Raw genomic sequence first — 15,943 nt, forward strand, 5'->3', positions numbered from 1 at the left:
TTTCTGCAACTATCATACCCATTAATATAAGCAGGCAACCAAGCAGTTCGCTCCATATTATCTTTATATACCACTCCACGGTCGTTGTGTTATAATATTATTGCTTTATAAGCAAATTCATCCAAACCGAAAGGAGTAAAAATGGAATTAAGCGGTAAAACAGCGCTTGTAACTGGCGCCTCACGCGGCATAGGGCGTCAAATAGCCATTGAATTGGCCAAGGCCGGCGCTTCTGTAGCCATAAATTATAAAACCGATGAAGCCGGCGCCATAGAAACCCTACATGCCGTACGCCAAGCCAACAGATACGGCATAACGATAATGGCTGATGTAAGCGATTATGAATCGGTGCGGCAAATGCTGGATGATATCATACAAAAGCTGGGCAAAATCGATATATTGGTCAATAATGCAGGAATTTCGCATATAGGTCTTTTTATTGATACCGACATAAATTTATGGGGCAATATCATGAACACCAATCTCAAAGGCACTATGAATTGCTGTCATGCTGTCCTAAGGCATATGTTACCTCGCCAAAGCGGCAGCATAATAAACATATCGTCCATATGGGGCAATGTAGGAGCAGCATGTGAAGCAGTATATTCAGCATCTAAAGGCGGTATAAACGCCTTCACGAAGGCGCTAGCAAAAGAACTAGGCGCATGTGGCATACGCGTAAACGCCATAGCACCCGGCGCTATAGACACCGATATGAACAAATGGATGTCCGCCGAAGATAAGCAGATAACGCTGGACCAAATACCCATGAAACGTTTGGGGAAGTGCTCGGAAGTGTCAGCTTTAGCCGTCTTCTTGGCCTCTGAAAAATCCTCATATATAACGGGTCAGATAATAGCAGCAGATGGTGGAATATTCTAGGCGCTTATATCATAAAATGAACAAAGGAGATATAACTTAAAAGCATAAAGGAATGGTAAAATATGAATTCTCAAATAGTACGCACCGATGTACCATATGATTATCAGACCATGGTTTCTGACCTAGAAGCGCTTAAATCAGCATATCCTATTATACAAAGTAACATCATAGGTATCTCGGTTTTAGGAAAGGAGATTTACACCTTAAGCATAGGCATAGGACAAAGGCAGGTATACTATAACGGCTGCCATCATGCCAACGAATGGATAACAGCTCCTTTATTGATGCAGTTTGCTGAAAGTTATGCTCAAGCCTATCAAACAGGTACCACCATCCTTGGATGGGATATACGGTATTTATTCAACCATACGACTATATGGCTGACACCAATGGTAAATCCCGATGGCGTGGATTTGGTCATACATGGCATCGATACAAGCAATCCTTTTTATGAGCAGGTGTTAAGATGGAACAATTACAGCACGAATTTCAGCAACTGGAAAGCCAACATACGCGGCGTGGATTTGAATCATCAATATAACGCGCATTGGTATGAGCAAAAAAGCCGAGGTCCAGTCGGACCGGGCCCTGCAAATTATTCAGGCTCAGCCCCGGAATCGGAACCTGAATCCAGAGCCGTAGCTGATTTTACACGATATCATAACCCGAATTTAATTATAGCATATCACTCTCAAGGGAGAGTAATATATTGGGGATACAGAGGCCTGGAACCTCCCGAATCACAAGCCATAGCAACATATTTCAGCACATTGAGCGGATATACGCCCATAAGATACGCCGGCACCGACGCCGGTTACAAAGACTGGTTTATACAGGATTGGCGCCGTCCTGGCTTTACTATAGAAGTAGGCATGGGCATAAATCCTCTTCCGACATCACAGCTACCGCAAATATATCGTGAGAATCTGGGCACTATGCTACATGGTGCCAGCTTAACATAGATGCTATATGCTATCCGTGTCCAACAGGTCCAAAAGACGCTGTATATCTATAACGTGCTTTCTCTCTTCGGATATAAGGGCGCTAAATGCGGATTTAGCGGCTGGATTCTTTGCATGCGCAGCAAGTTCGCTGTAATATAATATAGAATCCTTCTCGACCTGCAGCGCCAAATCCAATACATCGTATATATCCGCCACCTGTTCCACAACGTCATCTATCTCTCCGACCGGCGGAAATACAGCTGACATCGATATGGCTTTAAGGTAAGAAGATACTTCCGGATCATATATGTATTCATCGCTGCCCGCAGGATTATCAGCCAAGTACTTATCATATATGGCTTGGAAGCGTGCGGCATGAGCTTTTTCTTCCCTCGCAAGCCTTTGAAATAGGGCTTTTACTTCTATATCCGATACCATTTCAATCGCTTTTGTATAGAACTCATACCCGTTCTCTTCTATCTCCACGGCTATACGTAATGCTTCCAATTCATTTATTTGATCCAATTCCATTTAATCGCACCTCTCTGTATATATAACAAAAGCCCACAGGCAGAATGCCTATGGGCTCATTGGTGGAGGGAGATGGATTCGAACCATCGAAGGCTGAGCCAACAGATTTACAGTCTGCCCCCTTTGGCCACTCGGGAACCCCTCCGCGTCACAATTGTTATTATACAATATCTATTTCCTGCAGTCAATAGCCATAGCACAAATTTTTATGGCTTATCACGCAGTCCTGGTAACTGAAGGAAATACTTTTGCGCTTATAAGCGAGCGATATACTGCCAACGATATGGCTGAATCTACCGCATGGTGAAGCGCCGTTCCTATGCCCACTATCACAAGGGCCGAATACATATCGAAGCCGAACGGCAGTACCACCAATGCCTCTAATCCTGCATGTATAGGCAGCGTAACAGCTAATGCTCCTGTAAACGGCACACCACGTTTTACAAGCTGAGCTCCTACAAAAGCAAAGATCGGATGCATAGCCGCCCTAGCTACTATTACCAACGGTAAACCTTTCAGCAAAAAGCCCAATGCCGAGCCTAAGCCGACTACCACAGCCACCAAAGGATTGACAGCCATAGCCAGCATAACAGGCACATGAGAGGCTATAGTGGCCGAGAAAGGTGGTATGGTTACAGCCAGTACACCTCCAAACCATAACGGTATCATTATGGAAAAAGCCGTCAAGATGCCGGCAAGCACTATATCTTTAGTTTTCATGTATATAAGTCCTTTCTATATAGAATTTCTAGAAATATTATATAGAAAGATTAATGTCTTGTCAATTGTATTGTCAATCCCTTAATATTGTTTATCCAAATCTATCTTGTTTATAAACTGGTCGTTACCATATATATATGCCCTTAAATTAGGTATAAATATATTCATAACCCTTTCAATATAACGCCCATTATCGCCCGCCGTATGCGGCGTTATGATGACATTATCCATATCCCACAGCGGGCTTTGCAATGGCAGTGGCTCTTGTTCGAATACATCCAGCCCGGCCCCAGCTATCCATTTTTCTTTTAATGCCTTTATAAGCGCCTTCTCGTCATGAGTGGACCCCCTTCCGGCATTTAAGTAATAAGCCGTCGGCTTCATAATTTTGAAACGCTCTTCGTTCATTATATGAAATGTGTCTTTGGTCAAAGGCAATACATTTATGACATAGTCGCTTTTCTTAAGCAATTCTTCCCAATTGGCAGGCCCATACATCTCATCCACGTAATCGGCAGGTTTACCCGAATAGCGAAATCCCAGCGTCCTCATCCCCAACGCTTTTGCCAATCTGGCCACTTCCAGCCCTATAGACCCTACACCTAATATACCTGCTGTCTTGTCGAACAATTCATCGGCATTATACGAACGATCCCACTTTTTATTCATTTGATTTCGTATATATGTATTTATTTTTCTAGCAAAGGCCAGCATCATACCTATAAGCGTTTCAGATATAGGCACGCTGTGAACGCCGCTGGCATTTGTAAGTATTATACCGTATTTCTTAAATGCGTCAAACGGCATGTCGTTAACCCCGGCGCTCCATGTCTGTACCCATTTGAGCGGCGTACCATCATACAGGCATTGCTCAGCGGCACGCTTATCCCAACCCAGCAGTATTTCAGCATCTTTCAATGAAATCTCGCAGTTATCATCAACAGCAAACGTGATCTCCCAGCCGGGAATTATTCTTCTTATTTCGTCTATATACTCATCGTCAATATCCCTAAAAACAACCAACTTATGCATCAATACTCTCCTTTACTTATATCCTAATATCAAAGCCTGCTCCATTACCTTGCGAGCTATAGGAGCGGCCTGAATACCTCCTGTACCGGCATTCTCCACTATAACAGCCACCGCTATAGATGGAGTGTCGGCAGGGGCAAAGCTTATAAACCACGCATGATCCTCTTGTTGGCCCCCAGCTTGCGCCGTGCCTGTCTTACCGGCAACATCGACACCGGATATGCGTGCAGATTTGCCAGTTCCATCGGTTACCACCGATACCATCATATCGGTTATCTCGTCAGCTATGGGCTTATCTATCACATGAGCATAGCGCCTTGGACTAAAGCGCCGTATGATACGCCCCCTGCTGTTTTCCACTGCCTTGACAAGTCTCGGCTGCATTATATCTCCATCATTGGCTATAGCTGATGTTATCATGGCCATGTGCATGGGGGTCACCGTCACTTTGCCTTGACCTATGGCATTCTTAGCCAGCTCATCGTCAGTTATATGCTCTTCTTTCGGAAAATTACTGGCGTATACCGTCATGTCATCCCATGTAAACGTTTTATTGAATAAAAATGTTTTAGCGGTTTGTGACAAAAGCTTATCGCCAAGCTGTAATCCTATACTGGCAAATGTGGTATTACACGACACCTCTAATGCCTCATTTATGTTCAGTTGTCCATGCGCTTTATTGCCCGAGCATCTGAGTTTATAATTTCCCACATTTATATATCCCTTACATGTAAAAGTTTGCGAATCTATATCTGGTATGTTTTTCAAAGCCGATACCAGCGTTACCACTTTAAAGGTAGAACCCGGCGGATATGTGCCCTGCAACGCCTTATTATATAATACATCCTTATCGTTCAATGAAGCCAGATTATTCGGATCAAAGTCCGGTTTGCTCACCATCGCCAGCACTTCGCCTGTGCGCGGATCCATAGCCACCACCGCACCCCGTCTATTGCCCAGCGCATCATAAGCTGCCTTCTGCAAACGATAATCCAGCGTCAATATAATGTTATTACCGTGCAATTCATGGAATACGAAACGTTGTACGGCCTGTTCAAGTACGCCATTATTCAAACCCAAAAGATAGGTGGCTTGAGAATTCTCTATACCGGCCCGACCAAGTTTCGGATCCACATATCCGACTACATGTGCAGTCACCGCTCCATGCGGATAATCCCTTACCCATTGATTGTTCCTTTGTCGACTTACAGCAAGCATTTCACCATTTCTGTCTTTTATATCGCCCCATACCACATCCCGGCTTTTCTGCGTTATGCGTTTATTATAATAGCTGTTGGCCAGCCTATTACCTTGGAAAAAATAAGTATACAACAGGTATCCCATTAATAGTATAAATACGGCTGCAAAAACGACCAACACCTGTTTGGTATTTCTCTTAATACGATTCACTGTAGCGTTCTCCTATTATTTCCTCCGGATAAACCCCATTGGAAGACTTAGGCTGGATAACCGTACTTTGCATAATGCCCACTAGCATAAAACTGGCCACCATAGAACTGCCACCATAACTGACAAACGGCAACGTCACCCCGGTAAGGGGTATAAGCTTTATAACGCCTCCTATGATAACAAAGGTTTGAAATCCCAACATAGCAGCCGCACCTATCGCTATCAGCGCATTAAACGGATCATTCGAGCTCAAGGCTATTTTCATTCCTCTGTAAATGAGGATAAAATACATAGCTATAATCGCCACAGCTATCAATATGCCAAATTCTTCGGCGATAGCAGCGAATATAAAATCGGTCTTAGCGGCCGGTATTATATATGGTTGACCTAAACCTAATCCGGATCCAAGCCACCCGCCGGATCCTATGGCTATCAGCGATTGTACTATCTGATAACCGCGATCTGTCGCATCTGCCCAAGGATTAAGCCATGCCTCTACCCTTGTCCTAACATGCCCCAAGGTCAGATATGCCACGTAACCGACTGCACCTGCCAGTATAAAGCTGCCAAAAACGTAAATGATATTGGAGGTGGCTACATAGAGCATTATAACAAAAACAGCAAAATATATGACCATAGTACCGAGATCGTTCTCTAATACCAGTATAAACATACATATGGCTGCAAAAGCCATCAACGGCAACAGCTCTTTTATGCTCCTTTTCTCTTTTAGTATAGATGCCATTGCTAAAATAAAAAGCAATTTTACGAATTCTGAGGGCTGAACGGTATAGCCGCCCACTTCTATCCAGTTTTTAGCGCCGCCCCTCATCGTGCCTATTATCATGGGCAATAACAGCAATACCACCGACACTACGGCATAAATATGAAAGTATCGGTCTAAACCACGCATATACCGAGACAATATCAGCATGACAAAAAAAACCGATATGCCGAGCACGAACCACTGTACCTGCCGTATGGCGGTTTGTGCATCCAACCTATACAGCATAATGAAACCTATACTGCTCAGAGCAAATATGAGCAACATTATATACTCATCGCATTGCTTAAAAAAGCTTATTACGATAATATAAGATATCACATATACCGCCGACGTAAATGCAGCTATATATAGCGCCTGATCATCTATAGGCGACGATCTAAAAGCCAGCAATATAAACCCTGCGAGATTAAATGCTATTATAGTTATCAATATATCCCATGCCCTGCTTCTAACTCGATAAGTCATTTACCCTATCTCCTGGTTTTTGGCTATAGATGGGGTTTTTACCATGAACATCACAGGGCCTATGGCGATGGAGTCACCATCTCTTATGCGGGTGGCTTTTTTGACTCTTTTGCCATTAACAAACGTTCCATTTTTGCTGTGCCTATCTTCTATATATATTTTTTTATCTTCCACATATATAACAGCGTGCTGTTTTGATACATCATCTCTATCTATAATTATATAGTTATCTCTGCTTCTGCCTATAGTATTCCACTCCTTTATAGGAAATTCCATGCCTGCCCATATAGTAGAAACACCGTCAAGACATTCCGCCACTGATAATATGCCATACGATGGCTCTATAGAAGGTTTAGCAGCTCCGGCAGCGGCCAACGCATATTCCATCTTTATACCCTTTATGGTGCGATACAGGATGATATATATGAGTATTATAAATATATAACGGCTGCTCAGCGCAGTTACTTCATAGAGGTCGGCCCTCATTACTATCATCCCCCAAATCATAAAATTTTACCTGCCTTATTATAGCACGCTGCCGCATTTGTTTCAAATCAGCACTGCGCTAAGAATACATCACGCGCTGTATAGCCTCCATTAGCCTGGATTTCTCAAATGGTTTGACCACATACTCTTTAGCCCCGCTTCTAATGGCCTCTAACACCATATTTCTTTGCCCCAATGCCGAGCACATTATTATATTGGATTTGGGACTTACTTTAAGCAGCTCTTTGACCGCCTGTATACCGTCCATATCAGGCATGGTTATATCCATCGTTACGATGTCCGGCTTGACCTGTGCAGCTTTTTCGACAGCCTGGACGCCATTGCTGGCTTCAAATATTTTATCATAGCCGTTTTCCATAAGCATATCTTTCACGACCTTGCGCATAAAAGCCGAGTCATCCACCACTAAAAACGTCAAATTATCCATTAAGAACCCCTTTCTTTTACTATAAAACACTATTTAAATCTATTATCCCCAAAATCATCATTAGCTGCAACACCAGTTCAGCCGCTATAAATATTATCCCTATCATAAGCGGTATAAAATGAACAAATTTAGGGTGTTCAATATTCCCAGCCGCAGGAATATGTGTCCTTTTATTCGCTGTTGTATCCTTCAACATATTTAGAAACCATATGAATAACATCAACGAAGCAAAACCTATTATTGCATACACGCCCATAGTAACCCATAATTGAGAAGCAGGCAGATCGGCCAACGATTGGGCTATCTCCTCTTCGCCCATCGTCCCAGCCAATATAGTAGCTATATACGACAGCGTTACAGCTACCGCATTATTTATAAAATGCGCTATCATTCCCGAAAATATAGAATCGGTAATATACACCATATAGCCTATGGTTATGCCGAGGAATATAGGCCCTATGAAATTCTGTATGTTAGCGTGCATAAGGCCAAATAATATGCCGCTGTAGATTACAGCTTTACGTCCCCCGTAAACCTCATAGCCTCTCAATATCACCCCTCTGAACAAAGTTTCCTCGCATATGGCTGCCGAACCAGCTATGATAGCCAGTGCCTGTAAGTACGCCCTTCCGGTATCGATGACAGGTATAGGCTGCGGGAGGAGTTGTCCAGCCAAATCCAGCACATACATCCATATAAGCGATAGAAATGTTACCACCCCATAACCACTCACGGCCACTAGCACGATGATCACGACTTGCCGCCATGTTATGGGATTTAACCGCATAACATCTTTTATAGGCATTCTTTGCGAACCTACATAAATCAGGGATGACGCTAGTATTATACCAAACTCGGTTATCAACAAGCCCATGTAAATATCATATTGCTGAGCCATAGCTCCCACAGTAAAAAATAAAATCACTACTATCAAGAACAATATGTTTACGCCTAATACCGTCGGTCTTTTAGTGATGCTGCTTTCCATAATAAGCTTGATACTCCCGTCTATATGCATTTAGTGATATTATACTACATTTATGTTGTACGATAAAGAAGCAAAATTTTTATTTGCATTTTTATGCATCATTATGTATAATTATTAATATATTAAACGCGTACGTTTTCGGAGGATAAAATAATGGATTTGAACCTTTACGAATATAAAGCAGAAACTGCTTTTAGCCATAAGGACCTGTTATCGATACATGACCTTACACAAGACGAGGTATATCAAATACTAAGCCTTGGATTAAAGCTTAAGGCTCAGTCAAAAGCCGGTATACCGCACCCGTTGCTCAAAGGTAAAACGCTGGGCATGATATTTCAGAAATCATCAACGCGCACGCGCGTGTCATTTGAGGTGGGCATCTACCAATTAGGTGGCTACGGGCTTTTTTTGAGCAGCAATGATCTGCAACTAGGACGGGGTGAAACCATCGCTGATACCGCCCGCGTTTTATCACGCTATTTAGACGGCATCATGATACGCACGTTCAAGCAAAAGGACGTCGAGGATTTGGCCCATTACAGCTCTATACCGGTTATAAACGGCCTGACAGACCTCTTGCACCCGTGCCAGGTGTTATCTGATTTATTGACCGTATATGAAAAAAAGCAAAGATTTTCAGGCTTGAAACTGGCATTCATAGGAGATGGCAATAACATGGCTCATTCGCTTATGTTCGGCTGCGCCAAGGTAGATATGGATATAGCGCTGGCATGCCCGGAGGGTTATATGCCTGATGATGATATAGTCAAAGCCGCTAAGACCGATGCACAGCTATCGGGCAGTCATATAACAATAACGACAGACCCGGCAGAGGCTATAGAAGGTGCCGACGTGGTCTATACCGATGTATGGGCCAGTATGGGGCAAGAGGCAGAAACGCAGGAGCGCAAAAAGGCTATGCAGAATTATCAGGTGAACGAGTCCCTTTGGCAATTGGCGAAGCCAGACGCCATATTCATGCATTGCCTGCCGGCTCATCGCGGCGAAGAGGTAACCGACGCTATTATAGACGGACCGATGTCGGCCATTTTCGACGAGGCCGAAAATAGATTACACGCTCAAAAAGCCATAATGGCGCTTTTGATGGCATAAAAGGAGGATTGTTATGGAAATCATAGTTAGAAAGGCCACTTTAGATGATGCGGCATCCATTTATGATATTATACAGGAGGCCTTCACAAAATACCAGGAAGACCTCAACACAGATACCAAAGTGGCCGCTTTATGCGAAACGGTAGAGGATATAAAGCGTGACATAGAATGCAAACGCGTTTTGATAGCGCATTTGGGCAACATACCGGTAGGTACCATACGCTATGAGATAAAAGCCGACGGCACCGCTTATTTGAGCCGTTTTGGCGTACGGCCGGCTTATCAAAAATACGGAGCCGGCACCGCCTTAATGAGAGCTTTAGAGCAGGACGCCGAAAAAAACGGGGCCACCGCCATAGTCCTCCATACTGCCTTAAAAATGAAACATCTTATAGGCTTTTATCAGCATATGGGCTATTATGTGGTTTCCACATCCGACGATACCGGCTATATACGCGCTTTGCTGCGTAAACCGCTGCAACAACAAGCCGAAGCGGTCAGTCCTTCATGATCACTGTTTTATTCGGGCTGTTTCGGCCTTCTATCATAGGAGGCCGTCCCTCAAGTATGGCCAACGATATTTCTATGTCTTCCTTCGCTTCCTGAGGCGTCAGACAGCCCACCGTTACCATATCACACGGCCGTATGGTATGCCATACGAATGTAAGCCCCACAAATGGGCTTACACGTCCTGCCGCCATCGGTTTTATGGTCATGACCGGTTTTTTTGCATTCCAAATGACTTTATTGATATACTCCACTTCAACCTGCATTAAAAATCCCATGCAGTTATATATCTGTATATACGTTTCAACATCGTACCCATTGAGATCAGAATAAATGATTAACTCCGGCATATGGCATGAAAGCCCTGGTATCATGCCTTGATCCCGTATCATCTTAAGATAATCCGGCAGTCTTTCTATAGTTTGTTTGTTTTTGCTAACCAACTGCTCTACGGACGTGTGGTGCGGCAAGCAAAATGTAGCGCCGAGCTTACGAGAATCGGCTATAACTTTTTCTGCTTCCTTTCTGGCCACGACATTGTTATCCACATTGATTATAGGCGTATCTATAATTATCATGCCTCTGCCGGTACGATCCTCAGCTAATTTCACAGCATCGATCAAATGTTGATTGCCCCCAAATGGAGCCATTATAGCATACACACCGCTCCGCAAAAACACTTCCAGCATATCAGCAATAGCCTCGGCAGTGGCATTCCTGTGTTTTATAAGCATATCGGCCGCAGATGTGGTGTGGCTGTATCCCAATATCCAATTAGTGCCTATTATCATTCTAGGTAACCGTACACCGCCAACCTCGGTGCATGGAAAAACATCGCTCATAGACTTTCCCCTTTCACATCGTTTCAACAACTATTATATCCTCGACACATAACTTTTGCAATATGGTGCTCCACGCAATTTTAGACCATGCCGCTCAAGCCATTCATAATAGTCCTCTGCATCCGTCTTAGCCGGTGTCGCATCGGCCTCAAGCCCGGCTATCGCCTTCTCTAACAGCATTTTCACTTTGTGCTCGGTATCCGTCGATATGCTGTAGCGCCATACAAACACCGTAAAATATCTGCCCTCCGATTGCCCCTTCCATATGAGCGGCTCCCATGGATTCTTTATCTCCTTATATTTGCCAGTATTGTTATCAAAACCAGTATTGTTCAAATAATCATTAGCAAAATCGTCCCTCAGCCACATTTCTATGCTCTTACCCAGTATGTCATTTATCTGGGCTTCTATGGCGCTGCTTTCGGCGCCGAAGTTGGCATATATAGCGTTATGCACGCCTTTCGCCATATCATATAGAGCCGCTACCCCATCGCTGCAATCGGAGAGAACGTGCCGAGCCAATGTTTGAAGGTATCGGGCCACCAATTGATCATCCCCAGGTTTCCGCTCAGGCCGGTGCCTGCCGGCAATTTGCTCCGATATATACCGCCGGTCGGCTGAACTTATACCGTACAGATCAAATATAGCCTCGTCTATGGTATCAACCATTTTCCCTACGGATAAATCATAGTCGTGCAGTTTATTTCGAAATGCCTTGCAAAGCCCATACATATCGGCCGTATTGCCCAGCGATAATTGTTCGGATATGCCGTCGACTTGGTATAGCTCGGACAGCACATCGTATTTATATAATTGTTTTTTTAATTCTACAATGGCCTTTACCATCCCGCTCACCTTCTTCGATATCTCTCTGTCAGGCTTTTTATGTGGCAACCTGCATACATCGCCGACCTGGAAATTGACCGTGGGATTAAGCATAGTCATGAAATAGCATGCCAGCTTCGAATTCACAAACCCCAAGAGATAATAAAGGTCGATGTCTTTTGGAAAGATGCATGAGCCTCCCACATCGAATATCCAGCCCGGAGGCAGATACCTCGCATTGAAATTATCGTATGCTACCAAGCTGAATGTTATGCCCTCGCGAAAGTAATATTCTCTATTTCTGATAACCGAACCTTTGAATTTTCTTATCTCATTCCCATCATCCGCCCAATCGATGACAAAATCATTCCGTCCAAGATACTTATTATAACCTCCTCCCTTGGCATACGGTATCCAGCGCTGACCAACCTCGTCCGGTGAGACTTCCCACCTCATATATACGAATCTGTTGTTACATCCGGTGGCCAAGCCCTGCTTGACATCGGCGTAAGAGGGCGACAACGCCGGCAGATTATTTAATATCTCCAATATGCTGACCGGCACATTATATAAGAACCTTTCGCCGTCCAATGACTTGAAAATACATTGCTCCCTTATATACACATACCTATCATCTATGCGGTATAACGCCCCTTTCTTATCTTTAACCCTTCGCAGATCATAAAACCAGCTTACTCCCCTGTTTTTTGCATCATTGCGTGCTATAAGCACGGCCACGCTTACGTTGGCATTTGCGAATACATCATTGCCTAAATGCACAATCTTATCTATATATAGTTTGTCCAGTAAGACACTGCGCAGTGTTTCGAACCTTTTTATGTATAGATATGTATCGGGCGTAATATAACCCAAATAGCCTTCAGGGACTAAAAGCTCCAATCCTCGTTCAATAAAGGCAGCATAAAGATCGGTTTTGCTGTGGCTGTACCATTGAGCAATATTCCCCCTTAAATTATCGGTCATTTTGCGGTTATTTAAGTAAGGCGGGTTGCCGACCACCACATCGTATAGTTGTCCGCCCACCTTATCGTGGATACCATGTCGCACCAGGCTGCCCATATCGTGATCCGAGCAGATAATGTTCTTAGTCGGCACATCCACGTCGGCATTCATGCTCTTTGCCTTCATATAGAGGTTTAAACGCGCTATGCGCACAGCTCTGGGGTCTATATCCACGCCGTATATATTTTTGTTCAAAATACTGCGCGGTATATCCCCGACAGGCACGCAGCCTTCTTCCACATACATATCATAAAATCTATCGAACGCGTATAATAAGAATGAGCCACCGCCGCACGATGGGTCCAACAGCTTTATACTTTCTACGCTCTTACCTATCTTACGCCAATAAGGCGTCAGCGTATTGTCTACTATATATTTTACTATCCAATCATATGTATAAAACCGTGTTTTAGACTTAGAATCGGCGCTATTAGCACAATGTCGGTAGATCCAAGCTATTATATCATCCTTAAGCCAATCATCTTCGCTTATAGCGTGCGACAGTATGTGGGCAAGTTTTTGTACACAAGCGGTATGAGCATTACAATCACAAGCTTGGAAAAGAGGCTTCACCGGATTTGGTAAAGCATCGGTTATATCCCTCAAAGTCATCCGTCCAGCCATCAAGCCGTCGGCGAGCGGGGGCATCAGCCCCCGCCGCTCCAACGCGATAGCCGTGCATACGGCTATAACCGTATCAATATCGCATCCAGCAGTCAGCAGCGGTCTTATATCTTTTACAGCAGAATGTATTCCGTCCAACTTTGATGTCTACTCCTGTTGTTCGTCAAATAATACTTTGATGTGTACCGGCCCTTTTATATCATCACAATTAACCAGATACAGCACATCGTCTTTACCATAGCCGTATACTGTGCCGTTGACATATATGCCGGCAGGCTCATTAAGCGATACAAAGCCGAATTGCCCGCCCTCGGCCAATATGACGTCCATAACCCCTCCTGTCATGGAAGCGTATTTTACAGCGGCCGATGATATATATTTATCGATTAATCCCAGTATCGCGCGGCCGGCATTTAGCGGAACTAGCTGATATAACGCCACGCCATCGTTCTTTAGTTCGAATGAAATCTCATCTTTTTGACTTATAACCCGTGCCGAACGACTGAAATGCTCATAGACGGCCACATCGGGCATGGTCAATCCCGGTATATCCGAAGCTCTTATGCTGCCGTTTACCGTTAACCCGTCATTATTTATATTAAAAGCTGCTATTATGCCTGCATTGCCAGCCTTGTTCCATATTTTAAGCGGGACAGGTTCACTGCATGGATCTCTCATCAGGCAATCGGCTGTGGGCACCCCTGGGCGCTTACAGCGAAGTATACGTCCATTGGAAAGCATCAGCGGCTTTAGAATATCGCCAGATGTTTTGTCCACCGGATCGCTTATATACACAGGCCCACCGCTTATCGCCCTAAGCACCGCATTGTTGACAGCCTGTGGATGAGATGTCCACCACATATCCCAGTCTCCCCATATAAAATTGCCGTATATATATGAATTATACGCGTTCTGCAGCGCATGCTCCCTGAAGCTGCCCTCGTTATGCGGCAAGAAATCATCGCTATTGCGCGATACGGCCGATGCCCGCCTGTGCCACAAATCCTCCTGTGCCATGCCCATGCAATTTATGACTAAACCGCCGAAATTAAGCCCCACAGATGCCTCCAGAGCGTCATGCATGCCGCTCGCCGCTCCAGCCGCAGGCATATTATACTTAATAAAGTTGATCAGCGAACTTTGATTGTCCACCTTGACAAAATCCACGCCTTTGCTTGCAAGATACGAATGCCATGCATTCCAGAAAGCGAACCCCTTGGCTGCATCAGGATAAGGGATGAGCCTGCCGGCCTTGGTTGTATATATATTTTCCTTAAACTCCTTGGCTAATGCACCATCTTTAGCTATACCGTCCCAGTATCCGGTAAAAGCATGCCACACCCCTACCCAGTTGACTCCATATTGTTCCTTCAGCTTACTTATAACGCTGGCCAAGCCTTCGGGAAATTTATCGCTGTCGGCATCAAAGGACTTGAGCTTTCGATCCTCGGTCTCCGACCATCCATCGTCTATTATAAACCAGCGCACCGGTATACCTTTATCATGGAACTCCCGAGCCTTGTCCAATAAGCCCTGATGATTTACATCATGGTAAAAAGCATCCCAACTGCACCAACCGAGGTATTCCAATTCATCCGGATATGGCCGTTCGTCTATAGTTTTGCCCGGCGTCCTAAGAGATTTAAGTCCGGCAAAAGACGAGGTTTTAACCAACTTAAACGGGTCGGCATCCGATGCCAATACAAAGGCCAGCGTATCGCAGCTATTGTAACCCGCATCATATGCGGAAAGCGTTATCTCCATGCCGCTATCCGCACCGGATAATTCCGCTCTGAATATCTCGTCGCATACGGGCAGCATATGATGGTACATAGCACCGTCTTTCCATACCAACGATTGAGTGCGCGGCGGTATTTTCTCTATATCCGTATCAAACCACGGCCTGGTCCACCAATCCTTATGCAGATAATTAGCCATGAGCCCTTCAACATTACCGATGGCATCTATATGTAACTTCACACCGCCTATAGGCTCTAAAAAGCCCTTCTTTAGATCAGCGCGCACCCTAAAAAGCGTGGCTCCGCGGTAAGCACGAAATATCAAGCTAAGCGACATATCGTCGTCTCCATATTCGGCCGCATCCGAGCCGCACTCCTTAAGCGGTAATTCATATATACAGCCGTCTGCATTTACAAGCGGCTTTAATCCTCCTAAAACCAACTTTCCCTCCAAAGTGACATCCAAAGCTTTGTTTTCTCTGTTAAATACTATGTTATACATACTGAATTTCGCCTCCTGACGTTCTTTATGTAATTATTATATCACAAACAAAGCCTGCCATCACAAGATGAC

General features: G+C 44.4%; 15 protein-coding genes and 1 tRNA gene. 4 read left to right on the forward strand and 12 right to left on the reverse strand.

What is annotated here, in order from left to right:
- Positions 1-141: 141 nt before the first annotated feature.
- Positions 142-882: an elongation factor P 5-aminopentanone reductase gene (ymfI, locus tag MAHAU_RS09920; protein ID WP_013781596.1), complete on the forward strand. Its 741-nt coding sequence runs from the start codon at positions 142-144 to the stop codon at positions 880-882.
- 62 nt (positions 883-944) lie between these two features.
- The gene (locus tag MAHAU_RS09925) at positions 945-1,844 is read left to right on the forward strand and encodes a M14 family metallopeptidase (protein ID WP_013781597.1); all 900 of its coding nucleotides are present in this window, start codon (positions 945-947) and stop codon (positions 1,842-1,844) included.
- A 3-nt stretch (positions 1,845-1,847) separates the two neighbouring features.
- On the opposite strand, the gene MAHAU_RS09930 is transcribed toward MAHAU_RS09925, so the two are convergent.
- From MAHAU_RS09930 to MAHAU_RS09970, 9 genes are all read right to left on the reverse strand, one after another.
- Positions 1,848-2,357, reverse strand: a complete 510-nt coding sequence (locus MAHAU_RS09930) for a ferritin family protein (RefSeq protein ID WP_013781598.1) — start codon at positions 2,355-2,357, stop codon at positions 1,848-1,850.
- A gap of 60 nt (positions 2,358-2,417) precedes the next feature.
- Positions 2,418-2,502 (reverse strand) — tRNA-Tyr (locus MAHAU_RS09935).
- A gap of 71 nt (positions 2,503-2,573) precedes the next feature.
- Positions 2,574-3,077, reverse strand: a complete 504-nt coding sequence (locus tag MAHAU_RS09940; RefSeq protein WP_013781599.1) for a hypothetical protein — start codon at positions 3,075-3,077, stop codon at positions 2,574-2,576.
- An 81-nt stretch (positions 3,078-3,158) separates the two neighbouring features.
- Positions 3,159-4,109, reverse strand: coding sequence for a D-2-hydroxyacid dehydrogenase (locus MAHAU_RS09945; RefSeq protein ID WP_013781600.1), 951 nt, complete (start codon positions 4,107-4,109; stop codon positions 3,159-3,161).
- 12 nt (positions 4,110-4,121) lie between these two features.
- The gene (locus MAHAU_RS09950; protein WP_013781601.1) at positions 4,122-5,519 is read right to left on the reverse strand and encodes a peptidoglycan D,D-transpeptidase FtsI family protein; all 1,398 of its coding nucleotides are present in this window, start codon (positions 5,517-5,519) and stop codon (positions 4,122-4,124) included.
- On the reverse strand, positions 5,506-6,771 hold the full coding sequence (locus MAHAU_RS09955) for an FtsW/RodA/SpoVE family cell cycle protein (RefSeq protein WP_013781602.1): 1,266 nt from the start codon (positions 6,769-6,771) through the stop codon (positions 5,506-5,508). Before MAHAU_RS09955 ends, MAHAU_RS09950 begins: the two co-directional genes overlap by 14 nt.
- On the reverse strand, positions 6,772-7,278 hold the full coding sequence (locus tag MAHAU_RS09960) for an FHA domain-containing protein (protein ID WP_083809892.1): 507 nt from the start codon (positions 7,276-7,278) through the stop codon (positions 6,772-6,774).
- A gap of 58 nt (positions 7,279-7,336) precedes the next feature.
- The gene (locus tag MAHAU_RS09965; protein ID WP_013781604.1) at positions 7,337-7,705 is read right to left on the reverse strand and encodes a response regulator; all 369 of its coding nucleotides are present in this window, start codon (positions 7,703-7,705) and stop codon (positions 7,337-7,339) included.
- A gap of 19 nt (positions 7,706-7,724) precedes the next feature.
- Complete coding sequence (locus tag MAHAU_RS09970) at positions 7,725-8,693, reverse strand: type II CAAX endopeptidase family protein (RefSeq protein WP_013781605.1); 969 nt, start codon at positions 8,691-8,693, stop codon at positions 7,725-7,727.
- Positions 8,694-8,846: 153 nt separating this feature from the next.
- On the opposite strand from MAHAU_RS09970, the gene argF reads away from it, so the two are divergent.
- Together argF and MAHAU_RS09980 are read left to right on the forward strand one after the other, a co-directional pair.
- Positions 8,847-9,809, forward strand: coding sequence for an ornithine carbamoyltransferase (gene argF / locus MAHAU_RS09975; RefSeq protein WP_013781606.1), 963 nt, complete (start codon positions 8,847-8,849; stop codon positions 9,807-9,809).
- Between the two features lie 13 nt (positions 9,810-9,822).
- The gene (locus MAHAU_RS09980) at positions 9,823-10,320 is read left to right on the forward strand and encodes a GNAT family N-acetyltransferase (RefSeq protein ID WP_013781607.1); all 498 of its coding nucleotides are present in this window, start codon (positions 9,823-9,825) and stop codon (positions 10,318-10,320) included.
- On the opposite strand, the gene MAHAU_RS09985 is transcribed toward MAHAU_RS09980, so the two are convergent.
- The 3 genes from MAHAU_RS09985 to MAHAU_RS15105 are packed head-to-tail and all read right to left on the reverse strand — an operon-like array spanning position 10,307 to position 15,871.
- Positions 10,307-11,158: a hypothetical protein gene (locus tag MAHAU_RS09985; protein ID WP_013781608.1), complete on the reverse strand. Its 852-nt coding sequence runs from the start codon at positions 11,156-11,158 to the stop codon at positions 10,307-10,309. The genes MAHAU_RS09980 and MAHAU_RS09985 overlap by 14 nt on opposite strands.
- Positions 11,159-11,191: 33 nt before the next feature.
- Positions 11,192-13,768: an Eco57I restriction-modification methylase domain-containing protein gene (locus tag MAHAU_RS09990; RefSeq protein WP_013781609.1), complete on the reverse strand. Its 2,577-nt coding sequence runs from the start codon at positions 13,766-13,768 to the stop codon at positions 11,192-11,194.
- Positions 13,769-13,777: 9 nt separating this feature from the next.
- Complete coding sequence (locus tag MAHAU_RS15105; protein WP_013781610.1) at positions 13,778-15,871, reverse strand: Sip1-related alpha-galactosidase; 2,094 nt, start codon at positions 15,869-15,871, stop codon at positions 13,778-13,780.
- Between the last annotated feature and the right edge of the window lie 72 nt (positions 15,872-15,943).

It is taken from the genome of Mahella australiensis 50-1 BON, assembly GCF_000213255.1.
Classification (GTDB): Bacteria; Bacillota; Clostridia; order Mahellales; family Mahellaceae; genus Mahella; species Mahella australiensis.

Bases quoted from the DNA above. Each gene is read 5' to 3' on its own strand.
- ymfI (WP_013781596.1), top strand. From the start codon at position 142: ATGGAATTAAGCGGTAAAACAGCGCTTGTAACTGGCGCCTCACGCGGC.
- MAHAU_RS09925 (WP_013781597.1), top strand. From the start codon at position 945: ATGAATTCTCAAATAGTACGCACCGATGTACCATATGATTATCAGACC.
- MAHAU_RS09930 (WP_013781598.1), bottom strand. From the start codon at position 2,357: ATGGAATTGGATCAAATAAATGAATTGGAAGCATTACGTATAGCCGTG.
- MAHAU_RS09940 (WP_013781599.1), bottom strand. From the start codon at position 3,077: ATGAAAACTAAAGATATAGTGCTTGCCGGCATCTTGACGGCTTTTTCC.
- MAHAU_RS09945 (WP_013781600.1), bottom strand. From the start codon at position 4,109: ATGCATAAGTTGGTTGTTTTTAGGGATATTGACGATGAGTATATAGAC.
- MAHAU_RS09955 (WP_013781602.1), bottom strand. From the start codon at position 6,771: ATGACTTATCGAGTTAGAAGCAGGGCATGGGATATATTGATAACTATA.
- MAHAU_RS09960 (WP_083809892.1), bottom strand. From the start codon at position 7,278: ATGATTTGGGGGATGATAGTAATGAGGGCCGACCTCTATGAAGTAACT.
- MAHAU_RS09965 (WP_013781604.1), bottom strand. From the start codon at position 7,705: ATGGATAATTTGACGTTTTTAGTGGTGGATGACTCGGCTTTTATGCGC.
- MAHAU_RS09970 (WP_013781605.1), bottom strand. From the start codon at position 8,693: ATGGAAAGCAGCATCACTAAAAGACCGACGGTATTAGGCGTAAACATA.
- argF (WP_013781606.1), top strand. From the start codon at position 8,847: ATGGATTTGAACCTTTACGAATATAAAGCAGAAACTGCTTTTAGCCAT.
- MAHAU_RS09980 (WP_013781607.1), top strand. From the start codon at position 9,823: ATGGAAATCATAGTTAGAAAGGCCACTTTAGATGATGCGGCATCCATT.
- MAHAU_RS09985 (WP_013781608.1), bottom strand. From the start codon at position 11,158: ATGAGCGATGTTTTTCCATGCACCGAGGTTGGCGGTGTACGGTTACCT.
- MAHAU_RS15105 (WP_013781610.1), bottom strand. From the start codon at position 15,871: ATGTATAACATAGTATTTAACAGAGAAAACAAAGCTTTGGATGTCACT.